Annotated in this window: 19 protein-coding genes; 14 read left to right on the forward strand and 5 right to left on the reverse strand. The window is 67.6% G+C overall.

Features of this window, described 5'->3' with window-relative positions; genetic code table 11:
- The first annotated feature begins 230 nt into the window (after positions 1 to 230).
- The 3 genes from AC27E8_RS04190 to AC27E8_RS04200 are packed head-to-tail and all read left to right on the forward strand — an operon-like array spanning position 231 to position 4,690.
- Positions 231 to 2,429 carry an ArnT family glycosyltransferase gene (locus AC27E8_RS04190; protein ID WP_487098465.1) on the forward strand — a complete coding sequence of 733 codons (2,199 nt, stop codon included), beginning with the start codon at positions 231 to 233 and terminating at the stop codon, positions 2,427 to 2,429.
- Positions 2,401 to 3,462, forward strand: coding sequence for a glycosyltransferase family 2 protein (locus AC27E8_RS04195; protein WP_487098464.1), 1,062 nt, complete (start codon positions 2,401 to 2,403; stop codon positions 3,460 to 3,462). Before AC27E8_RS04190 ends, AC27E8_RS04195 begins: the two co-directional genes overlap by 29 nt.
- Positions 3,455 to 4,690, forward strand: a complete 1,236-nt coding sequence (locus tag AC27E8_RS04200) for a glycosyltransferase 87 family protein (RefSeq protein WP_487098463.1) — start codon at positions 3,455 to 3,457, stop codon at positions 4,688 to 4,690. Before AC27E8_RS04195 ends, AC27E8_RS04200 begins: the two co-directional genes overlap by 8 nt.
- Here the strand turns inward: AC27E8_RS04200 and AC27E8_RS04205 are convergent.
- Entirely contained in the window at positions 4,641 to 5,195 is a 555-nt protein-coding gene (locus AC27E8_RS04205; RefSeq protein ID WP_487098462.1) for a precorrin-2 dehydrogenase/sirohydrochlorin ferrochelatase family protein, read from the reverse strand. The genes AC27E8_RS04200 and AC27E8_RS04205 overlap by 50 nt on opposite strands.
- Before the next feature lie 369 nt (positions 5,196 to 5,564).
- On the opposite strand from AC27E8_RS04205, the gene AC27E8_RS04210 reads away from it, so the two are divergent.
- From AC27E8_RS04210 to AC27E8_RS04225, 4 genes are read left to right on the forward strand one after another with little or no spacing between them, the layout of a single operon-like run.
- Positions 5,565 to 6,269: a phosphoadenylyl-sulfate reductase gene (locus tag AC27E8_RS04210; protein ID WP_487098461.1), complete on the forward strand. Its 705-nt coding sequence runs from the start codon at positions 5,565 to 5,567 to the stop codon at positions 6,267 to 6,269.
- A gap of 12 nt (positions 6,270 to 6,281) precedes the next feature.
- Positions 6,282 to 7,964 (forward strand): NADPH-dependent assimilatory sulfite reductase hemoprotein subunit, encoded by a 1,683-nt coding sequence (locus AC27E8_RS04215; RefSeq protein WP_487098460.1) that lies wholly within the window; start codon positions 6,282 to 6,284, stop codon positions 7,962 to 7,964.
- A 22-nt stretch (positions 7,965 to 7,986) separates the two neighbouring features.
- Positions 7,987 to 9,417 carry a uroporphyrinogen-III C-methyltransferase gene (gene cobA, locus AC27E8_RS04220; RefSeq protein WP_487098459.1) on the forward strand — a complete coding sequence of 477 codons (1,431 nt, stop codon included), beginning with the start codon at positions 7,987 to 7,989 and terminating at the stop codon, positions 9,415 to 9,417.
- Positions 9,414 to 10,193 carry a sirohydrochlorin chelatase gene (locus tag AC27E8_RS04225; RefSeq protein WP_487098458.1) on the forward strand — a complete coding sequence of 260 codons (780 nt, stop codon included), beginning with the start codon at positions 9,414 to 9,416 and terminating at the stop codon, positions 10,191 to 10,193. Before cobA ends, AC27E8_RS04225 begins: the two co-directional genes overlap by 4 nt.
- 61 nt (positions 10,194 to 10,254) lie before the next feature.
- Here the strand turns inward: AC27E8_RS04225 and AC27E8_RS04230 are convergent, their stop codons facing one another.
- From AC27E8_RS04230 to AC27E8_RS04240, 3 genes are all read right to left on the reverse strand, one after another.
- Entirely contained in the window at positions 10,255 to 10,620 is a 366-nt protein-coding gene (locus AC27E8_RS04230; RefSeq protein WP_487098457.1) for a hypothetical protein, read from the reverse strand.
- Between the two features lie 88 nt (positions 10,621 to 10,708).
- Positions 10,709 to 11,572: a formyltetrahydrofolate deformylase gene (gene purU / locus AC27E8_RS04235; RefSeq protein WP_487098456.1), complete on the reverse strand. Its 864-nt coding sequence runs from the start codon at positions 11,570 to 11,572 to the stop codon at positions 10,709 to 10,711.
- Complete coding sequence (locus AC27E8_RS04240) at positions 11,569 to 12,000, reverse strand: PaaI family thioesterase (protein WP_487098455.1); 432 nt, start codon at positions 11,998 to 12,000, stop codon at positions 11,569 to 11,571. Before AC27E8_RS04240 ends, purU begins: the two co-directional genes overlap by 4 nt.
- Before the next feature lie 141 nt (positions 12,001 to 12,141).
- Here AC27E8_RS04240 and AC27E8_RS04245 point away from each other — a divergent pair, with 141 nt between their 5' ends.
- From AC27E8_RS04245 to AC27E8_RS04260, 4 genes are all read left to right on the forward strand, one after another.
- Positions 12,142 to 13,473, forward strand: a complete 1,332-nt coding sequence (locus tag AC27E8_RS04245) for a methyl-accepting chemotaxis protein (protein WP_487098454.1) — start codon at positions 12,142 to 12,144, stop codon at positions 13,471 to 13,473.
- A 61-nt stretch (positions 13,474 to 13,534) separates the two neighbouring features.
- Positions 13,535 to 14,335 (forward strand): HAD family hydrolase, encoded by an 801-nt coding sequence (locus AC27E8_RS04250; RefSeq protein ID WP_487098453.1) that lies wholly within the window; start codon positions 13,535 to 13,537, stop codon positions 14,333 to 14,335.
- A 13-nt stretch (positions 14,336 to 14,348) separates the two neighbouring features.
- Positions 14,349 to 15,239, forward strand: a complete 891-nt coding sequence (locus AC27E8_RS04255) for an aldo/keto reductase (protein WP_487098452.1) — start codon at positions 14,349 to 14,351, stop codon at positions 15,237 to 15,239.
- An 85-nt stretch (positions 15,240 to 15,324) separates the two neighbouring features.
- Positions 15,325 to 17,499, forward strand: coding sequence for a hypothetical protein (locus AC27E8_RS04260; RefSeq protein WP_487098451.1), 2,175 nt, complete (start codon positions 15,325 to 15,327; stop codon positions 17,497 to 17,499).
- A gap of 251 nt (positions 17,500 to 17,750) precedes the next feature.
- Here AC27E8_RS04260 and AC27E8_RS04265 read toward each other — a convergent pair whose 3' ends face one another.
- Positions 17,751 to 19,010 (reverse strand): beta-ketoacyl-[acyl-carrier-protein] synthase family protein, encoded by a 1,260-nt coding sequence (locus AC27E8_RS04265; RefSeq protein WP_487098450.1) that lies wholly within the window; start codon positions 19,008 to 19,010, stop codon positions 17,751 to 17,753.
- A 190-nt stretch (positions 19,011 to 19,200) separates the two neighbouring features.
- On the opposite strand from AC27E8_RS04265, the gene fabL reads away from it, so the two are divergent.
- Genes fabL through AC27E8_RS04280 form a run of 3 tightly spaced genes read left to right on the forward strand, consistent with a single transcriptional unit; the run spans position 19,201 to position 21,164 of the window.
- Entirely contained in the window at positions 19,201 to 19,977 is a 777-nt protein-coding gene (gene fabL, locus AC27E8_RS04270) for an enoyl-[acyl-carrier-protein] reductase FabL (protein ID WP_487098449.1), read from the forward strand.
- Positions 19,978 to 19,992: 15 nt separating this feature from the next.
- Positions 19,993 to 20,400 carry an acyl-CoA thioesterase gene (locus AC27E8_RS04275; protein WP_487098448.1) on the forward strand — a complete coding sequence of 136 codons (408 nt, stop codon included), beginning with the start codon at positions 19,993 to 19,995 and terminating at the stop codon, positions 20,398 to 20,400.
- A complete protein-coding gene (locus AC27E8_RS04280) occupies positions 20,397 to 21,164 on the forward strand; it encodes an SDR family NAD(P)-dependent oxidoreductase (RefSeq protein ID WP_206832474.1) in 768 nt (255 codons plus the stop codon). Before AC27E8_RS04275 ends, AC27E8_RS04280 begins: the two co-directional genes overlap by 4 nt.
- Positions 21,165 to 21,170 lie beyond the last annotated feature (6 nt).

Raw genomic sequence — 21,170 nt, forward strand, 5'->3', positions numbered from 1 at the left:
CGCCCCATCAAGCGGACGCCCGGCTCATGGCCGGGCGGCGCTCATCCGAGCCCCTGCCACCACCTCCATCTTGCGCTCCGCACCTGAAACGTGCCTGAACCGAGGCTGACACGCTGTTTAGCGCCGCCTTCAGCCTCGCGCTCAGGATCCTTTCAGCTTGCGCTCAAACGCGATTCAGGTTGTTCGCGCATCATGTCCCCGCAACGACACGAGCACAGATGGGGAGTGGAGTGGCATTGGAGACCAAGCGCCGATGGACCTGGGACAGGAGCGTGCTCGCGCTCATCGCGGCCGTCGCCCTGTTCCTCAATCTGTACGCGCTCAACAAAGAGGGCTACGCGAACGAGTACTACGCTGCGGCTGTGCGCAGCATGCTGGAGAGCTGGCACAACTTCTTCTTCGCCTCGTTCGATCCCGGCGGCTTCATCACCATCGACAAGCCTCCTCTGGACTTCTGGATTCAGGCGGCTTTCGCGTACGTGTTCGGCTTTCACGGCTGGGCGCTCATCCTGCCCCAGGCGCTGGCCGACGTGGGCTCCGTCCTGTTGATGTTCACGCTGGTCAAGCGGCACTTCGGCAAGGTCGCGGGCCTCATCGCGTCGGCCGCCATGGCGCTCACGCCGATTGCCGTCGCGGTGAGCCGCACCAACCAGGTGGACGGGATGCTCGTGTTTCTCATGCTCCTCGCCACCTGGTTCCTGTTCCGCGCCATCGAGACGAACCGCCTGCGCCCGCTGATAGGCGTCGCCGTCATGGAGGGGCTCGCGTTTAACACGAAGATGATGGAGGCCTACCTCATCCTGCCCGCCATCTACGCGGGCTACTTCGTCGCGTGCAAGCTTCCCTGGCGCAGGAAACTCGCCTACCTCGGCGTCATGACCGTGCTCCTCGGCGCGATTTCGTTCAGTTGGGCGACCGCCGTGCAACTGACGCCTGCGGACGAGCGCCCCTACGTCGGCAGCACCACCGACAACAACGAGTTCACGCTCATCTTCGGGTACAACGGCGTGAACAGGCTCACCGGCAACATGGGAGTTGGCGGCCGAAATTTCAGGATGGAGTTCGGCCGTTTCCCCGGTTCGGGCGAATTCGGACGCCGCTTTGCCCAGGGCGCGGGGGGATTCCCTGGCGGATCCTTCCCTGGTTCGGGTTCGGCCGGAAGTCAAGGCGAGGGGCAAGGCGGGGCAGGCCGGGCGTTTGGCGGACCGGGCGCCGGATTCCCGGGGAGCCAGGGCAGTCAGGCGGCGCCGTTCCCGTTTGGCAGCGGCGAGTTTCGCCGAGCGTTCGGGACGAGCGGCTTCGGCCATCGCTTTGGCGACGGCTTCGGCGGTGGCTTCAACCGCGGCGGTTTCGGCGGCGGTGGCATGTTCGACACCGGCACGCGCGGCGTCCTGCGCCTCTTCCAGGCGCAGCTCGGGCCGCAGATCGGCTGGCTTTTGCCCATCGCTTGCCTCGCCCTTGTGCCGCTGCTTCGCAACGTGCGCTGGAAGCGGCGCCGCGAGCTGACGGATGCCGAGCGGGCGACCCTCTTCTGGGCCGCGTGGCTCATCCCCGTCGGCGCGTTCTTCAGCGTCGCGGGGTTCTTCCACCAGTACTACCTCATCACGCTGGCACCTGCCATCGCCGCGCTGGTCGGGGCGGGGCTTGTGGCGATGTGGCGGGACTTCCGGGCGGGTGGCCGCTGGAAGGGGTACTTGCTCGGCGCGGTTTTGCTCGATCTCGTCTACGAGTGCCTGATGGTCCGCAGCTATCCGACGGTGCGCGGCGCGCTCATCGCGGTGACCGTCGCGCTGGCGGCTCTCTCGGCGGCGCTGGTGTTGATTCCGCGGCTGTCTTTGCGCTGGCGGCGCGCTGGCGCTGTCATCGGGCTCCTGTCCCTCCTCGCCGTGCCGGGGTACTGGTCGCTGACGCCCGCGCTCTACGGCGTGAACGGCTCGATGCCCGCGGCGGGTCCGGCCGGATCGACGGGCGGTGGCATGGGATTTGCGGGCCGGACGAGCGAGAACGACAACGTCGCACAGTATGAGAAGCTCATCCGCTACCTGGTGGCGCACTACCGGCCCTCCAAGGGCTCGTTCCTCGTGGCGACGCTAAACGCCCAGCCCGCCGAGCCCATCATCATCGCGACGGGCCTGCCGGTGATGGCCATGGGCGGCTTCTCGGGGTCCGACGCGGCGATGACCGTCGCAAAGCTCCAGCAGCTGTGCGAGGAGGGCAAGGTGAAGTACTTCCTCCTCGGCGGGGGCGGATTCGGCGGGCGAGGCAACAGCCAGCTCGTCGCCTGGATTGAGAAGCACTGCAAACTCGTGCCGGCGAGCGCGTGGGGCGGTGTGTCGTCGAGCTCGTCAGCCAATCGCTCCAGCTTCGGCGGATTCGGCGGCATAGGGGGGCTTGAACTGTATGTCTACACAGGCGACGCCCAGGCGTGAGTGGCCTCTCAGGCAGGCGCACACGGTGCTCTCAGACCCTCTCCGCGAAGCCGACCTGCCCGAGGGCCGGCGCCTACAAGGCCGCAACCTCCTCTCCGTGGTCGTCCCGGTGTTCAACGAGGAGGACGTGATCCTCACGACGCACGAGCGGCTGACGGCGGTGCTCGACGGGCTCCCGCTGTCGTGGGAGATCCTCTATGTGGACGATGGCAGTACCGACGCCTCGCCGGCGCTTCTCGACCGATTGGCAGAAGGGGATCCGCGCGTGCGCGTCATTCACTTCGCGCGCAACTTCGGCCACCAACTGGCGATCACGGCCGGGATCGACGCGGCCATGGGCGACGCGGTGGTCGTGATCGACGCCGACCTGCAGGACCCGCCGGACCTCATCCCCGAGCTCGTCGCCAAGTGGCGCGAGGGGTACGACGTTGTGTTGGCGCGCCGAGCCATCCGCTTTGGCGAGACGTGGTTCAAGCGCGCGACGGCGGCCGCCTTTTACCGGGTGCTGAACCGCCTGACGGACGTGGAGATTCCGGTGGACGTGGGCGACTTTCGGCTGATGGACCGAAAGGTGTGCGACGTGCTCCGGGCGCTGCCCGAGCATCGCCGCTTCGTGCGCGGGCTGGTGGCCTGGATGGGCTTCCGCCAGGCCGAGGTGGAGTACGTCCGCCAGCCCCGCTTCGCCGGCGAATCCAAGTATCCGCTTCGCAGGATGGTGCGACTGGCGTTGGACGCGGTGACGTCGTTTTCCACGCGCCCGCTCGGGTGGCCGCTCTACGCGGGGGCGGTCGCCGGCCTGTTAGGCCTCGTCGCCTTCGCGGCGTTCGCGGCGCTCTTTGCCGCGAGCGGGAAGATGATGGACGTGATGGCGCTTGTGCTTTCCGGCGTGGTGGTCTGCACGGGCGCCGTGCTGGTCTCGGTCGGGCTTCTCGGGCTCTACGTGGGCAACGTCCTCGACGAGGTGCGCGGCCGGCCTCTCTACATTGTCGATCGCGCCGTGGGCGTGCGGAGGGAGGCTTCGCCGCGTGAGTGAGGCGTCTCTACGCATGTTGCACAAGCTCCCTGGCTGGGCGTGGTGTCTCGCGTGCTGCACGGCGTCGCTCGCGATTCAGCTGGCGCTTGCCGCCACCACCCGCGGCTACGTGGCGGATCAGGCCATCTTTCTCCGCTGGGCGGAGACCGTGCGCACGGCGGGCCTGTCGCGCGCGTATGAGGCGGGCGGGATCGACTATCCGCCGCTCTACTTGTACGTGCTCGACGCCTACGCGCGCCTTGCGTCGGCGCTGCATTTGGGCCTTCGCCCGGGGACGTTCTGGGCCAAGCTGCCTGGCATCGCCATCTACGCGGCGCTCATGCCGGCGATGTGGGCGCTGTCGCGGGGCATGCGAGCGGAGAAGCGCCGGTGGGCCATCGCCGCGTACTGCCTGAACCCGGTCCTCATCTTCGACACCGCGGTGTGGGGGCAGGTGGACGTCATCGACGCGACGCTCGCGGTCGCGGCGGTGTGGCTGGTGAGCAAGCGGCCGCTTGTGGCGGGCGTGGCGTTCGGGCTGGGTCTTGCGGCGAAATTCGAGACCATCGTGGTGCTGCCGGTGCTGCTCGCCGCCGCGTGGGCGCAGCCGCCGCGCCTGCGCCGCCTCGTTCAGCTCGCGTGTGGCGCCCTGGTGCCACTCGCGCTTGTCGCTCTGCCGCTTTTGGGCGGAGGGCTTTGGCCCATGATTCGCGCTGCGTACATCGCCACCACCGGCGAGTACCCGTACCTCAGCATGAACGCGATGAACATCTGGTTTGATTTCTTCGACGCGTCGCCGTATGCGTCGGATCGCGTGCCCGCCATCCTTGGGCTCACCTACAAGGAGGTGGGACTCTCGCTCCTTGCCGCGGCCTGTCTGGCCGCCCTCGCGTATCTCGCCCGATCCCGCCGGGCCCTTCCCATCCGGGCAACGAGTGCCGCCGCGTTCGTCGGCTTCTCGTTTTTTATGCTGGCGACCGAGATGCACGAGCGGTACGTGGTGCTCGCGGTGACCCTTGTCTCATGGCTCGCCGCGCTCGACAGGCGGTGGCGCGCCGTGGCCACGGCCCTTGCGTTCAGCGCGTTCTGGAACCTGTGGGTCGTGTGTTTTGGCGCGGTGAACGCGCAGCAGGACGCGTGGATGGTCTACCTGAATCTCGCTGCGTACGGGGCGATGGGCGTGGTCATGGCTCGGGAGGTCATGCCTCGTCGCCGGGCCCGTCGGCCTGTCGCCGAAGCAGCCGAATGAACGAGTCGTCGCCTGTTGTGAGATCATGTTCCAGCGCTTCGCGAAGGCGTTTCGCGAGGCCGGGGTGGGCTCCGCCGGTTGCGATGGACACCGAAACCTCGCCGACCTGGACGACGCTGGCGAAGTCGAGATCGCTATCGGATGCGTCGTCCGCCCGGTTGCACCAGATGCCGCGCACACGCGCCTCCTCGCGCACTGCCGCATTGACCTCCGCATCGTCCGTCGCCGCGACGGCGAGGGCGAAACCGGCGAGGTCGCCGGGCCGGTAGGCGCGGTCGATCCACGTCACCAGGCCTCGCTCGACGAGAAGGGCGGCCTCCGGTCCAAGCGCCGGGCTCACCAGGGTGACCTTCGCGCCAGCCTCCGCCAGCCGCCTGGCGCGCCTCGCGCCCACGCGCCCGCCGCCGATCACGGCGCACGCCATGCCGCGAGGCTTCAGCCAGACGGGGACCCGGTTCCAGGACGCGGCTTCGCCTCGGTGCGGACGTTCGGCAGAATGGGACACACCGTATGCTCCCTTCAGGCGCGCCGCCCGACGTCGACGGGCTTGGCATCGACGGGCCTACGGCCCTCACGGCGGATTCAGCGCGCTCTCTGCACATTTCTCCCTCCATCATAGGTCACGCTCCTGGTTTCACCAAGCCGAAAACGCATGGCGCTGCGCGCCGCTCCACCTCTGCTCCACCGGCCCGAGACTCGGTTGTGACGGTACCCTGCCTCGCTCCCTGCATCCTCGGACAAACGGCGCGTCAGGGGCTCGACCGTGCTCCGGCCCAATCACCCCAAAATCCGATTGACATTACGGTCAAACGAGATTAACGTGGAGATACGGCAGAATATCGCATAAACCAATTGGAATTTGGGGTGAACGTCCGTGGCTGTGACCCTGGAAGAGGCGGCGTGGATTGAGGAGTTGGCCGCGACGTACGAAGAGGCGCGACCGGAGGACATCCTGCGCGAAGCGCTGCGCAGAGTGCCGAACATCACCTTTGCCTGCTCCTTCGGCGCCGAGGACATGGTGATCCTCGACATGCTGATGTCCATCGACCCACAGGCCGATGTATTCTATCTCGACACCAACGTGCTGTTTCCCGAGACGTACGAATTGATTGAACGGGCCGTCGCCAAGTACGGCATCCCGAACCTGCACCAGGTGCTGCCGAAGCTGACGCTCGAGGAGCAGGCGGCCCAATACGGCGACGCGCTCTGGAGCCGCGACCCAAACCTGTGCTGCAAGATCCGCAAGGTGGAGCCCCTCGCGGATTTTCTCGCCGGCTACGACGGCTGGATTACCGGCATCCGGCGGGAACAGGCGCCGACGCGCCGCAACGCCAAGGTGTTCGAGTGGGACGCGAAATTCAACATCGTCAAGGTCAATCCGCTCGTGCGCTGGACGGAGAAGGACGTCTGGAACTACATCGTGGAACGCGGCGTCCCCTACAACCCCTTGCACGATCGCAACTATCCGTCCATCGGATGCCTGCACTGCACGCGTCCCGTGAAGCCGGGCGAAGACCCGCGGAGCGGCCGCTGGGCCGGCTTCGACAAGACCGAGTGCGGCCTTCACGCCGATCAGTGAGGGGGTGCGAGCGTGTCTGAGGAGAAGCTGTCGAAGGTCGAGATCATCAAGAAGAACAGCCGCTTCCTGCGCGGGTCGCTTCAGGAGGAGCTCCAGAACGACGCCTCCCACTTCACCGAAGAGGCCGTGCAGGTGCTCAAGTTCCACGGCACGTACCAGCAGGACGATCGCGACCTGCGCCGGGAACTGACGAAGCAGGGCAAGGAACGTCACTACATCATGATGATCCGCGCCCGCATCCCGGGCGGCGTCCTGAGCGCGGAGCAATACCTCGTGTTCGACCGCCTGGCCGACGAGTACGGCAACGGCACCATGCGCATCACGACGCGCCAGACTTTTCAGCTCCACGGCGTGCTGAAGCGAAACCTGAAGTCCACGATTCGCCGCATCAACGAGGCGCTCATCACGACGCTCGGCGGCTGTGGCGATCAGGTCCGCAACACCGTCGGCTGCGCGCATCCGCACCAGGGCCCGTTCGAGGAAGCGGTCCGCCGGGATCTGCTCCGGCTCGTGGACGAGACGAGCGCCAAGACGAATGCGTACCACGAGATCTGGCTCGACGGCGAGCGGGTGGACCCGGAGGTCGATCGCGCCCGGGAGACGCTGTACGGCGAAACGTACCTGCCGCGCAAGTTCAAGATTGGCTTCGCCTACGAAGGTGACAACTGCTCGGACGTGTACTCGAACGACATCGGCATCGTGGCTCACCGGGACGGCGAGGCGGTGGCCGGGTACACGCTCCTTATCGGCGGTGGGATGGGGCGCACCGCGAGCGATAAGGAGACGCACCCGGCGCTCGCGAAGCCCTTTGCCTTCGTCACGCCGGATGAGCTCGTGGACGTGGTCAAGGCCATCATCACCATCCAGCGCGATCACGGCAACCGCGAGAACCGCAAGTTCGCCCGCATGAAGTACCTCGTCGAGTCGCGCGGCGTGGACTGGTTCCGCGAGGAGACCGAGCGCCGCCTGGGCCGCAGGCTCGCGCCGCCGCGCGAACTCGTCTGGCACTCGTCGGACGATCACCTCGGCCGCATCGAGGACGGCGACAAGGTGCACCTCGGGCTGTACGTGGAAAACGGCCGGATCGCCGATAAGCCCGGCTTTCCGCTCAAGTCGGCGCTCGCGGCCGCCATCGCGAAGTACCGCCCGACCGTGCGCCTCACGACGCAGCAAAACCTGATTCTGGCCGATCTCGCCCCCGAGGCGGCTGACGCCCTCCAGGCGGATCTCGCCGCGCAGGGCATCCGCCTGCCGGACGCGTACTCGCCCGTCAAGCTGCGTTCCATGGCCTGCCCGGCCATGCCGACGTGCGGGCTCGCCATTGCGGAATCCGAGCGCGTGTTCCCGAAGGTCGTCGAGCGGCTCGAGGCGCTGCTTGCGGAACTCGGCCTCGCGGAGGAGCCCATCACCGTCCGCATGACGGGCTGCGCCAACGGGTGCGCGCGGCCGTACATCGCGGAGATTGGCTTTGTGGGCCGCGTCATCGGCAAGTACGACATCTTCCTCGGCGCCAACGTCGCCGGCACGCGCCTGAACGCGCGCTTTCGCGAGATGGTGCCGTTTGACGATCTCGTCCCGACGCTCCGCCCGGTGCTCGAGCTGTACCGCGACGAGCGGCTGCCCGGCGAGCGGTTCGGGGATTTCTGCCATCGCGTCGGGCTGGAGCGGCTGAAGGAAGCCGTCCCGGTCTCGTGACGAATGTGAAGGAGGGGGCGACATGGCATATGGCCGCGTGGCGCTCGTCGGCGCCGGCCCTGGCCATCCGGGGCTTCTGACCGAGCGCGCCCGAGCGCTCGTCGAACAGGCGGATGTGGTGGTCTTTGACAGGTTGGTCTCGCCGCGCCTGCTCATGCACGCCAAACCGGACGCCGCGCTTTTGTACGCCGGCAAGGCGCCGGGCTGCCACGCGCTCGCGCAGCGGGAGATTGAGGCGATGCTCGTCGATTTGGCGCGCCATCACGGCCTCGTCGTCCGCCTGAAGGGGGGCGATCCGCTCGTGTTTGGCCGCGGCGCGGAGGAAGCGTCCGCCCTGCGCGAGGCGGGCGTGCCGTTCGAACTGGTGCCAGGCGTCACGTCGGCCGTGGCCGTGCCCGCGTTTGCGGGCATTCCGGTGACGTTGCGCGGCGTGAGTCGCTCGTTCGCCGTGGCGACAGGGCATGCGGGCGACGGGCTGCGGGCGCACCTCGACGCCCTCGCGGGCGCCGAGACGCTCGTTCTGCTCATGGGCGTCGCCGAACTGCCGCGCATCGCGGAGGAACTGCAGGCCCGGGGCGTCTCGCGCGACACACCGGCCGCCATCGTGGCGTGGGGCTCGCGCGCGAAGCAGCGGTCCCTGCGCGCGACGCTCGCCACACTGGCTCCGGAGGCCGAGCGGCGGGGCATCGGATCGCCCGCCGTGATCGTCATCGGCGACGTGGCGGCGGACGCGTCGCTTGGCTCGTGGTTCGAGGCCATGCCGCGCTTCGGCGAACGCCACCTCCTCTTCGCGTCGTCCATCCGCGAGGCGCTCGCGCACGCGGCGCAGCTCGAGGCCGAGGGGGCGGAAGTGCTCGCGCACACGTGGGATCGCGCGCAACGCGTGCGCCTAGCGGACGTCGAGGCCGCGGTGTCCATGTCGGCGCACGGCAAGCCGGTGGGCTTCGCCTTCCGCACGGCGCTCGGCGTTGAGACGTGGCTCTGCGCCGTGCAGCGCGCCGGATTGGATCTGCGCCGGCTCTCGAACCTCAAGCTCGCCGCTGCCGACGGCTACGTCGCGCAGGCCCTGCGCGATCGCGGCCTTGCGCCCGACGCCCGCTCGCTCGGCGAGATGGCGCGGATGCCCGTGGAGGTGTGGTTCGCCGAGGTGCCCGGCTCGGGCCGCGACGCGGACGTGGAGGCGGCCTGCAGGGCGAGCGGCGCAGAGGTGCGGCCGTTTCACCTCCTGGGCCCGCGGTTCGCGCCAGCGGTGCCCCCACGCTGGCAGCCGTTCGTGCGGGCGTGGCGCGACATCGTCGCCGAATGGCTCGCCGAAGGTCCGGCCAACCTGTGGGCGCTCGGCGATCCCGCCCTGTTGCGCTCGCTCGCCGACGACGTGGGAATGGGCGGTGAGCCGCTGCGCCGCGCCGACGCGTTTGGGCTCGCGGCCGCCGAGGCGGTGTGCGGCGCATGACGGGCGGAGCGGGCAAGGTTCTGTTCATTGGCCACGGGACGAGGCTTCAAGGCGGGATGCGCATGTGGCACCGGTTTGTGGACGATGTCGCGGAGCGCGCGGGGCTTGGCGATGAAGACGTGGCGCGCGCGTTTGTCGAGATCGCCCGGCCGGATGTGGCGGAGGCGCTCGTTCGGCTGGCCGCGGCGGGCGTGAGGCGCGTGCACATGGTGCCGCTCCTCCTCTTCTCGGCGGGGCACATGCGCCGGGATCTGCCGCAGGCCGTGGCTCGCGCGGAGGCGCAGGTGGGGCGGTTTGATCTCACCTGGAGCCAGCCGTTCGGCGACGAACCGGCGTTTATCGACGTGGCCGTCGATCGCGCCCAGGCGCTCGTCGCGCGCATGCCGGAGGGGGCTGGCGTCGTCCTGGTAGGGCGCGGCAATCGCGACGCGGACGCGCAGCGCGCGTTTGCGGGCGTGGCGGCGAACGTGGCTGGCCGGATCGGTCGGCCGCTGGTCCACGGCTACCTGGCTGGCACGGGGCGCTCGCTGGAAGCGGCACTCGAGGAATTGTGGCGCATGGGTTGCGAGCACATCGCCGTGGTGCCGTATCTTTGGTTTCCGGGGTTGCTCACCGAGGGACTTCCGGAGCGGGTGAACCGATGGCGGGGAGAGAGGCGCATCTCGTTTCGGGTGGCGGAGCCGCTCGGGCGAGATCCGCGGCTGGTGTCGCTCGTGGCCGAGCGGGCGCGCCAAGCGGCGCACGGGCTCGGAGCCGGCAACAGCACAGAACCGTGAAAAAGGGGGGGCTAGCCCCTGCCCCCTTCGAACGGATGGGCTTGGGGACAGCCCCATCGGCTTACCACCAGTAGCCAGGGTAACCGTAACCGTACCCATATCCATAACCATAGCCGTAGTACGGGTACGGGCGGGCCAGCGTCGCGCCGAGCGCCGTGCCGAGCGTGAGGCCGGTCAGGGCGCCGAAGGCAAAGTAGCCGACCGGCGCGTACACCGTCTCGATGTCGCCGCCCGCCGCCTCACCGAGCGTGGAGATCCGCTCGTCCTCCTGACCCGCCGCGTGGGCAATGGGGCGGACGTTGAGAAGATAGATGCCGTGATCGCGGACGCTGTGCAGGATGCCGTGATATCGGCGGCCGTTCACGTGGTGTACGATGACGGGTCGCCCGACGTATTGCTTCGCAATGGGATATAACGGATGTGGCATGGCGAAACAGCCTCCTTTCGCTTCAGCGTATGCCGCGCTGGCGGACGCCGAAGCGACAGCCGCCTATGCCACGCGCCGGGCCACCCAGTCACGCAAACACGATGGTCTTGTTCCCGTGCACGATGACTTTGTCCTCCAGGTGCCACTTCACGGCGCGGCTCAACACGGCCCGCTCCACCTGACGCCCGGCGATGCGCAAGTCGAGGGCGGTGAAGCGGTGGTCCACCCGCATCACGTCCTGCTCGATGATGGGCCCTTCGTCGAGCTCCTCGGTGACGTAGTGGGCCGTCGCGCCAATAAGCTTCACCCCGCGCTGATACGCCCGCTGATACGGATTTCGCCCGATGAATGCCGGCAAAAACGAGTGATGGATGTTGATGATGCGCTGCGGGTAGTGCTCTAGAAACGACGGGCTCAGAATTTGCATGTACCGCGCGAGGACAATGACGTCAATCTGGCCGTCCATGAGCGCGAGCGCTTGGGCCTCGGCCTCGGGCTTGTTCTCCGGCGTGACCGGGATGTGGTAGTAGGGAATGCCGAGGCTTTCCACGAGCGGCCTCGCGTCTTCGTGATTCGAGATGACCATCTTGAGATCCGCGTCGAGCAGGCCGTCCTGCCATTCCCACAAAAGCTCCTGCAGGCAATGCAGCTCGCGCGAGACGAAGATGGCCATGCGCTTTTTCTTCCTGGCGGGGTGATACCGCCAGCGCATCTGGTATTCCTCGGCCAACTTCGCGAAGTCGCGGCAGAGCGCCTCCTCGCGGTTGGGCAGGTCTTCGAGTTCGAATTCCACGCGCATGAAGAAGTCTCCGCCCCAGGGCGCTGTGGAGTGTTGCGCCGATTCGGCGATGTTCGCGCCGCATGAGGCGAGAAACTGGCCGATGGCGCCGACAATGCCAATTCTGTCCGGACACGAGATGAGCAGGCGACCGCGATTCTCCCGGGATGTCATCCTTTTGCCTCCAACCCCTCCATGCCGAGTTGTTTCTGCTTCTCCGCGCTGAGGACCATCATCTTGGCCGTCGACGACGCCTTCAGCTCGCCGTCTTCGCTCTCCACGGCCGCTTCCACCACCAGAAGGCGCGACGAAACTTTGGTTGGCCTGGCCCACACGCGGAGCCGCTCGCCGACGTGGACGGGCTTCTTGAACGAGATGTTGAGCTCGGCCGTGACGGTCACCAGCCCCATGAAAAACGGCACGTAGGCGGACGCCTCGTCGAGCAGCGTGCACGTGATCCCGCCGTGCTGGACATTCGGCCAGCCGATATGATGTTCCTGTGTCTGGAAATGGCACACCACGCCGTCTCCGTCCCGCTCAAAGTGCATGTGGAGGCCGTGCGGGTTGTCTTTTCCGCACGCGAAACAATAGTCGAACCCCATGGCGCACCTCCCGCGTCTGTCTCTGTCAGACCACTTGTTCTATTATGACAGCCGCGCCGGTGCGTGGGCAACCACAGGCAGGAGATGGCGCGCTTGGCGTCGTAGTTTGAGAAGGGATGCGCGATAGGGAGTGAAGGCGCGTTGGAGAAGACATCCGAAGCGTTGCGTTCAGGGACTGGGGTCGGTTCCGCGAAGGAAAGGGTGGTGCGCGTCAGCCTGCGCGTGAAGATGATTGTCGTCGTGATCGTCAGCCTCGCGGTGAGCGTCCCCATCTCGGATGCCATCAACGCCGCGATTCGCCGCGCGGTGCCGGATAGCCAATACGGGATCTACGTCAATAGCGCGGTCAGCGTGATTGTGTCGGCTGCGCTTTTGCTCGTGGCCATCCAGATCCTCGTCATCCGGCCGCTCGGCCGGCTGGTGCGCGCGGTGCAGGACGTGGCGGCGGGCAATCTCGCGGCGCGCGTCGCCGTCGAGACCCAGGATGAAATGGGACTTCTCGCACGCGAGCTGAACGCCGCCACCGCCGCCATGCAGGAGGTCATCCGCGAGCTCGCGCGCACGTCGGGCGATCTCGCCGCGGCAAGCCAGGAACTCGCGGCGAGCGCGGAGGAGACGGGCAAGGCGGCGGAACAGATTGCGCTCACCATCCAGGACGTGTCGGCCGGGGTGCAGAGGCAGGACGCGCGCATCGCCCGCTCGACCGACGTGTTCCAGCTCTTGGCCCGCGGGATGGAGGACATGTCGGCCCGGTTCCGCGGCGCGAGCGAGGCGACGGCTCAGGCGCGAGAGGCCGCGCGGGACGGTGGAGAGCACGTGGCGCAGGCGCTTGCGCAGATGGCCTCCGTCGAAGGGGCCTTTGAGCATCTTGCGCAGGCCGTCCGGAGCTTCGCGTCGAGATCGCAGGAAGTCGGCGCGATTGTGGAGGTCATCACCCGCATCGCGAAGCAGACCCACCTCTTGGCGCTGAACGCGGCCATCGAGGCGGCGCGCGCGGGCGAGGCGGGGCGCGGTTTTTCGGTGGTGGCGTCGGAAATCCGGAAGCTGGCGGAGCAGTCGGCCGACTCGTCGAAGCAGATTGCGTCGCTGGTGGATGCGATTCAGGCCGACATGGAGAACGCGGCGGCGCGCATGGCCTCGTCGCGCGAGCAGATGGAGGCGGGCAAGGTGTCGTTCGAAGCCGTGGACGCGTCGTTCGCGCGCATCCGCCAGGCGGTGGAGCGCGTGGATGAGGAGCTCAAGGGCGTGTTGACGTTCGTCAACCGCCTAGGCCGGGCGTCCGCGCAGTTGCGCGAGGGTGTGGACGAGATTGCACAGGTGTCGGCCCAGACGAGCGCGGGCATGGAGACGGTGGCGGCGACGACGGAGGAGCAGCTCGCCTCCATGCAGGAGATGACGGCGTCGGCCGCCGCGCTCGCGCAGATGGCCGAGTCGCTGCAGCGCATGGTGGCGAGCTTTCGCCTGGAAGCGTGACCAGGAGAGAAAAGGTGAAACATGAGGACAGAGACCATTCGATTCTGCGGGAGTGAGACGAGTGCATCAGGACCCTTACGTCCGCATCGGGCGTGCCAAGCTGTTCATCTTCGATCTCGACGGCACCGTCTACGCGGAGACCGAGCACTTTGAGGCGTACGCGCGCGAATTGGCGTCGTTTTTGCCGGAATCGAGGCGCGAGGCGTTCCTCGAGGACGCCCACCGGGCGCTTCTTCACGAGGGGCAGGCGTTTTACGGACACGCGTTCTCGCGCGAGACGGGCGAGCGCGTGGAGGTGGCCGAGGAGGACAGGCCGGATCGGGCGTACCTGCACGTGGATGATCCCTGGGGACTCCTGCAGGTGGTGGCGATTCGGCATGGGATTGGCCCGCGCGATCGGGACGAGGCGTTTTTGCGCACGCGCGACTTCATGGCGGGCCCGTTTCCCATGCAGCCGCTCGGAGGGCTGCGCGAGGCCATGGAGGAAATTCGGGCGCGCGGCGGCCACGTGGTGCTCGCCACCAACAGCCCCGAGCCGGACAGCCGCGCGATTCTGCGCAAGCTGAATTTGGAGGACGTGATCGAAGACTTCGTGTTTCGGGCGGTAAAACCGTACCGGACGGAGGAGCACTTCCGCAAGTGGCTCGCGAAGTACGGCGTGGCGCCCGAGCGGGCGGTCTCCATAGGAGATCACTACCGGAACGAGATGCGGCCGGCCATCCGCCTGGGGATGCTGACCATCTACATTGACCGGTACATCGGCCGGGAGCGGCCGGACGTGACCCTTCGGCTGACGCACCCGGGGGAATTGGGAGACGTGCTCATGACCTGCCTCAGGCGAGCCGAGGAAGCCGAGGCGTGAGGAGGAGAGGACGATGGAATATCGCGAGTTTGGACGCACGGGCATGCGCGTGAGCGCGCTGGGGTTTGGCGGATCGGAGATTCGCGGGTCGGACGTGGCGACGGTGGAGCGCCTGCTCGCGAGCGCGCTCGACGCGGGGCTGAACGTGATTGACACGGGCGAGTGTTACGGGGACAGCGAGGAACTCATCGGCCGGGCGGTGGGGAACCGCCGCGGAGAGTACTTTCTGTTCACGAAGTGCGGCCATCAATCGGGCCTCGAGACCCCGGACTGGGCGCCGGAGACCATCCGCGCGAGCATCGACCGGAGTCTCAAGCGATTGCGCACGGACTACGTGGATCTGATGCAGCTCCACAGTTGCTCCATCGAGGTGCTGAAGGAGGGCAGTGTCATCGAAGAGCTGCAAAAGGCGAAGGAGGCGGGCAAGATCCGCTTCCTCGGCTACAGCGGTGACAACGAGGCGGCGAAGTACGCCGTGGAGCTCGGCGTGTTCGACAGCCTGCAGACCTCGGTCAACGTGGCGGATCAGAGCGCCATCGACGAGGTCATTCCGCTTGCCGCCGCGCGCGGGATGGGGGTCATCGCCAAGCGGCCGGTGGCGAACGTGGCGTGGCGATATGACGAGAAGCCGGACGTGGATTATTACGTCGAGTATTGGCGCAGGCTCAGGGAGCTGAAGTTCCCGTTCACCGAGCGGCCGCTTAGCGAGGCGGTGGGCGTGGCGCTCCACTTCACGCTCTCCGTGCCGGGCGTGACCACGGCCATTGTCGGGACGCAGAATCCGGGAAGGTGGCAGGAGAACGCGCGCTACGTCGACGAGGGGCCGCTGCCGAAGGAGGAATTTGACGCCATCCGCGAGGCGTGGCGGCGCGTCGCGCGGCCTGACTGGGTGGGTCAGACCTGACGCCTTCCGTCGGTGTCACACCATCGTGGCGCATTCCGTCTAATCCATGTGGTCTGTGCGCGAAGCGCAGAGGGAGGCGGATGGAATGCGCCGTTGGATGTGGTTGGGTGCCGTGTGTGGCGTCTGCGGAATGCTCGCCGTGGGCTGTGGCGCGCAAGGCGTCTCGGGCGAGAAGGCGCCGGGCTCTTTGCCAGGCTCTTCAGCGGCCGGGGCGAACGCGAACGGGACGCCTGCCAAGGGAGCCGAAGTCACGGCAGATGCGAACCGTTCGAGCACCGAGCGCGCGCTCGCGAGCCGCGGAGCGTTTGAGATCCTAGGCCATCCAGGCTGGGGACCGGCTCGCGTCACGCAGGTCGTCCCGCCGAGCTTCGCCGGCGCCACTGCGTTTGCGGCGCTCGTTGGACAGTCTTCCAGCGCCATCATCAAAAGTGTCGCCGGCAAGCCTTGGCATGTGGTGAGCGAGATCCCCGGTCAGGTCGCGGCCATCTCGTTTTCGAGCCCGTCGGACGGGGCCGTCATCACCGTCGCGCGCGGAACGGCGAGCCCCAACATGGAGGAGGGGCCAGCCACGTACCGCATCTGGCTGACGCGCGACGCGGGTGCGTCGTGGCGCTCCGTTTGGCAGATCACGGTGTCCACAGGCCATGAGATGTCCGCGGAGACGCCCGTTCTCGCGCTATTTGGGGCGACCGGCTATGCTGCGGTGAGCGGGGAACTGCTGCGATCGGCGGACGGCGGAGCCACCTGGGCTCGGGTGCCGCTCCAGGACGCGGTGCTCGATGCCGCCTTCCCGTCGCCGACGCGGATCTGGCTGAGCGAGGTTTCACCGCAGGTGTTTCGCGCGGGCAATCACCCCGCGCCGGTCGTGATGGCCGAGAGCGAGGACGGGGGACGCACGTTTCACACCGTGTTGACAGGGCCGAGCGTCGTGCCGTGGGAGGCGGATCTCGCCATGACCGCAAGCGGCGTCGGCGTGTGGGTGGTCAAGGATCTCGGCAGTTGGGAGACGCGGGTTCTTTGGACCACCAACGGGTGGGCGTCGTGGCGAGAGGCCATGCCGCAAGCATATCAGGGGCGCGTCGCGCAGTCGGTGCCGGTCCTCGACGGGGACGTCGCGTACATCGGCCTGTGCCCGGGCGCGGCGCCGTTTCCCGGTGGCGTGACGTCGTTTGACCTCCGGACCGGGCAGGCGTCGACCCTCGCAACGGTCCCGTACTGGTACAGCGTCTCGCTGGCCCTAAGCCCGTCCGGCACCTGGTACGCCGCGCCGTCCTCTTCCGAGCCGACAGGACTCTACGCGAGTGGACCGGGGCTGGACACGTGGCACAGGGTCGCGCCGGCGGCGCCGCCCGACGTGCAGGTCGTCGCGGATCCCACGCTGGGTTCCGCCGCACGGCCGGCGCTCGTGGGCATCGATGGCGATCTGTTTCAGGGCGCGGTGGAGGAGAGCGTGGACGGTGGCGCCTCGTGGCGCGTCCTGACCCGCATGCCTCATCAGACGCCCATCGCGGTCGCGGCGGGCCCCGGCAAGCTCCTCGCCGTGGCCACGGTGGGCGCTTCGGGTGACAACGGCCCGCTGCGCCTGTGGGTGAGCCGGGACGGCGGCCAACAGTGGACGGAACTGGGCGCAGCGGACCTGCAAAGCAGCGTGGTGCAGAGCCTGACGCCCTTTGGCCCATCCGACGCGGCTTTGTCCGTGACGGCGGATGGCTACCTCCTCGCCATAGCGGCGATGCCGAAGAACCTGGTGCTGCAGTCGCGGGACGGCGTGCACTGGTCGACCGTCCGCTCGGTGCCCAATGACGATCTCGCCTTGGCGCCCGCCTTCGACGGGGGAACGGTCTGGTGGCTCGACAACAAGCTGATCCGCCCGGGCAGCAAGTCGAACGGCAAGGACATCGGGCCGGTGCTTCAGCCTGTGCTCACGGCGTCGCCGGTCAGCGGGAACGCAGAGCGCACGGTCTCGCTTCCCAAGGGGTATGACGCGCTCGCGATGGCGTGGACGGGATCGCGCGGGATGGTGGTGTGCGCCTCGTCCGCAACCATGGACCCGTCCCAGGGACTCACGCTTTTCGTGACCACGGATGGCGGCGCCACGTGGAGTGCGCGTCATCTCGCGCCTGGGCCTCAATCGAAGTTGCCCGGCGAGATCATGAGCCTGACGCTTGCGGGCGACGACTTCGGCGCGCTCCTTACGGATGCCGGCCTGCTCGTGACGCGGGACGGCGGCTGGACGTGGGCGTACGCGCCGGAGGATTGAGCCACTTCGGCGCGCGCTCATCTGGGGCCAGTATGCGGCAACGCGCGCGCACCTTCGCCCGAGCCGCACCGCGATGCGCGCCGGTGGCCTGACGGCCGGATGGACGAGCGCATCGACGGCGGTGCGTCGCGCGCCGGTGGCCTGACGGCCGGATCGACAGGAGCGCCGCGGCGGGGCGGATGGAGTCGCGCGAAAAAAGCCGGACGGAGTTCTTCCGCCCGGCTTTTCGATTGCCGCTTGGACGACGCGGCTTAGATCTCGGCCTTTTTCCAGATGAGCACGCCGTTTTGGCCGCCGAAGCCAAACGACGAGCTGAGTGCCGTGCGGATGTCCGCCCTGCGGCTCCGATTCGGCACCACGTCGCGCGGCGCAATCTCCTCCTTGTCGTCGCAGTTCAAGGTGGGCGGCAGCCATCCCGTCTCGAGCGCCTTCACGCAGGCGATGGACTCAATCGCCCCGGCGGTGCCGAGCATGTGGCCCACCGCGCCCTTGATGGAGCTCACCGGGATCTCGTCGATGTGCGGGCCAAACATGTCGCGAAGTGCCGTGGACTCCGCCACGTCCCCCGCGGGCGTCGCCGTCGCGTGCGCGTTCACATAGTCGATGTCCTCCGGGGCGAGACCCGCGCTCTTCAGGGCCCGCGCCATGGCGAGTTTCGCGCCGTGGCCGGACGGATCCGGCGAGGTCTCGTGGTACGCGTCGTTCGACGTGCCGTACCCCACGAGTTCGCCGTAGATGGTGGCGCCGCGCTCAAGGGCCCGCTCCAGCGTCTCCAGCACCAGTACCGCCGCGCCCTCGCCCATCACCATGCCGGTCCGCCGCTTGTCAAACGGCCGGGACCACGCGCTGTAATCCGCCGGCCCCTCCGTCGCAAGCGCCCCCGCCGCGCGCAGGCCCGCCAGGATGGCCGGGCTGAACAGGCACTCCGCGCCACCCACCAGCGCCATGTCAATCTCGCCGAGCCTCAGCCAGTAGCTCGCCTCGCCGATGGCGTTGGCCGACGACGCGCACGCGGTCGAGTACGTCATCACCGGCCCGCGAATGCCGTAGCGCATGGCGATCCCGGCCGCGGCCGCGTTGGGAATGGACTTCGGCACAAGCCTCGGGCCCACGCGCGTCGAGCGCCCCGACGCGAGCCGGTTCGATCCTTCCTCCAGCGTCTGCACGCCCCCGAACGCGCACCCAATGGAAATCCCGATGCGATCCCGCTCATACGGACCAAACGCGCCGCCGTCGCCAAACCCTGCGTCCCGAATGGCCTCCGCCGCGGCCACCAGCCCCATCTGCGTGAATCGGTCGCTGTTTTGCACCTGCTTCTTATCCAGATACGCCGCCGGATCGAAATCGCGGGCCGCCGCAACCACCGGCGCCCACGTGCGCAAGAGTTCGTCCTCCGTCTCGCGCACGGCCGATCTGCCGGCGACGATGTTCTCCCAAAACGTCGAAACCCCGACCCCGAATGGCGTCACGGCACCCATTCCGGTGACGACGATGCGCGTCTTGTCCGCCATGAAGGTTCTCCTCTCGCTGTCAGACTCTACGTGAATCTGAACCGCCCGCACAAATTTATGACTTGGTGCTAGTTCCGCCTCTATCATACCACGTCCACAGGCGCCAGGCGACGCATTTGGCTGGGACAAGGCGCCCTGCGTTTGGTATGATGGAGCGAGAATTGGCTTCCTGTGGAATGGAGGATGCAGCTTGGCGAATGCAGGGCGGGCGCCTCGGCGCTTTGAAGATAAGGTCGTGCTCGTCACGGGCAGCTCGCGCGGCATCGGCCGCCGGCTCGCCATTCGTTTCGCCGAAGAGGGCGCCCACGTGGTAGTGAATTACTTCCGGAATGGCGATCTCGCCCGCGAAGTCGTGGCCGAGATCGAGCAGATGGGCAGGCGGGCCATCGCCGTGCGCGCCAACATGGCGCAGGAGGAGAAGATTGTCGCGCTGTTTGACGAGGTGCGCGAAGCGTTCGGCCGCCTGGACGTGTTCATCCACAACGCCGCTTCGGGCCGCAACCGCGCGGCGCTCGAGGTGGACACGAAGGGCTTTGACTGGACCGTCGACGTGAACGCCCGGGCGTTTCTCATCGGCGCGCAGCAGGCCGCGAAGCTCATGCCGGAGGGCGGCGCCATGCTCGCCATCTCGTCGTTCGGGGCGGATCGCGTGTTTCCGTATTATTTGTCGGTCGGCACGAGCAAGGCCGCGCTCGAGGCGATGGTGCGCTACTTCGCCGTGGAGCTCGGGCCGCGCCGGATCAACGTGAACTGCATCTCGGCCGGCGCCGTCCTGACGGACGCGCTGGATCACTTCCCGGACATGGATCAGACGCTGAAGAAGCTCGAGGAGAAGATGCCGTATCACCGGATGGTGACGCCGGACGACGTGGCGAATCTCGCGCTCTTTCTGTGTTCGCCCGAGGCGGAGATGATCCGGGGCCAGACGGTGCGCGTGGACGGCGGTGTGACGCTCGTCCTGCCGTGACGCGAGGTGAACGACATGGAAGGGTTTCGCTATCACTATGATCTCGAGGTGCGCTGGTCCGAGGTGGACGCTCAGCGCATCGTGTTCAACGCCAATTATCTGATGTACCTCGATCTCGCCTATCAGGAGTTTTTCCGGAGCGAATTGAGGCTCTATGACGACGTGCCCACCACCGTCATCGCCACGTCCACGCAGACGTTCCTAAAGCCAGCGCGCTGGCGGGACAAGCTGTCCATCTGGGTGCGGCCGAAACGCATCGGGAACACGAGCGTGACGCTGGAATTTGTGATGACGCGCGAGGGCGAGCCCATCTTCCGCGCGGAGACGGTGTACGTGCACGTGGACGAGAACGGGCGGCCGGAGCCCATTCCCGCGTTTTGGCGGGAGCGGCTCATGGCGTATCAGGAGGAGGCACTGGCATGAGGGACATGGAGGGCCGCGTGGCCATCGTGACGGGCGGCGCGGGCGGCATCGGCAGCGCGACGGCGCGCCGTTTGGCCGAGCGCGGCGTGCGCGTGGTGGTGGCGGATCGCGACGAGGCGGGCGCGCGGCGCGTCGCGGACGAGATCCGGGCGGCGGGCGGCGAGGCGGAAGGGATGTTCGTCGACGTCACGGACGAGGCGAGCGTGAACGCGCTTGTCGACGCGGCGGTGGCGCGATTCTCCCGCCTCGACATCATGTTCAACAACGCCGGCGTGTTTGGCGACGGCGCGCGAAACTTCCTCGACGATCCGCCGGAGGAATACTTTCGCGTCGTATCCATCAACCAGCACGGCGTCTTTTATGGCATGCGTGCGGCGGCGCGCCACATGCGGCAGGCAGGCACGGGCGGCGTCATCATCAACACGGCGTCCATTTACGCGTTCATCGCGGACAGGAACCAGCTCCCGTACCACGCGAGCAAGGCGGCGGTCGTGGCCATGACGAAGGCGGCGGCGCTCGATCTCGCCCGCTACAACATCCGCGTCGTCGCAGTGGCGCCGGGGATGGTGAACACGGGCCTCGTCGACAACTGGCGGCAGGACGAGCACGTGTGGAACACGATTCAGCGGGCGCACATGCGCCGGCGCATGGCGGAGCCGGACGAGATTGCCCGCGTGGTGGCCTTTTTGGCGTCGGACGACGCGCGATTCATCAACGGGCACGCCATCTGCGTGGACGACGGCGCGCTGTCGTTCAAGAGGTGATGCGAC

Source organism: Alicyclobacillus sp. CIJ1 (assembly GCF_057538885.1).

Coding starts and splice junctions, on each gene's coding strand:
- AC27E8_RS04195 (WP_487098464.1), top strand. CDS start 2,401: ATGTCTACACAGGCGACGCCCAGGCGTGAGTGGCCTCTCAGGCAGGCG.
- cobA (WP_487098459.1), top strand. CDS start 7,987: ATGGCATATGGCCGCGTGGCGCTCGTCGGCGCCGGCCCTGGCCATCCG.
- AC27E8_RS04225 (WP_487098458.1), top strand. CDS start 9,414: ATGACGGGCGGAGCGGGCAAGGTTCTGTTCATTGGCCACGGGACGAGG.
- AC27E8_RS04230 (WP_487098457.1), bottom strand. CDS start 10,620: ATGCCACATCCGTTATATCCCATTGCGAAGCAATACGTCGGGCGACCC.
- purU (WP_487098456.1), bottom strand. CDS start 11,572: ATGACATCCCGGGAGAATCGCGGTCGCCTGCTCATCTCGTGTCCGGAC.
- AC27E8_RS04240 (WP_487098455.1), bottom strand. CDS start 12,000: ATGGGGTTCGACTATTGTTTCGCGTGCGGAAAAGACAACCCGCACGGC.
- AC27E8_RS04255 (WP_487098452.1), top strand. CDS start 14,349: ATGGAATATCGCGAGTTTGGACGCACGGGCATGCGCGTGAGCGCGCTG.
- AC27E8_RS04260 (WP_487098451.1), top strand. CDS start 15,325: ATGCGCCGTTGGATGTGGTTGGGTGCCGTGTGTGGCGTCTGCGGAATG.
- AC27E8_RS04265 (WP_487098450.1), bottom strand. CDS start 19,010: ATGGCGGACAAGACGCGCATCGTCGTCACCGGAATGGGTGCCGTGACG.
- AC27E8_RS04275 (WP_487098448.1), top strand. CDS start 19,993: ATGGAAGGGTTTCGCTATCACTATGATCTCGAGGTGCGCTGGTCCGAG.
- AC27E8_RS04280 (WP_206832474.1), top strand. CDS start 20,397: ATGAGGGACATGGAGGGCCGCGTGGCCATCGTGACGGGCGGCGCGGGC.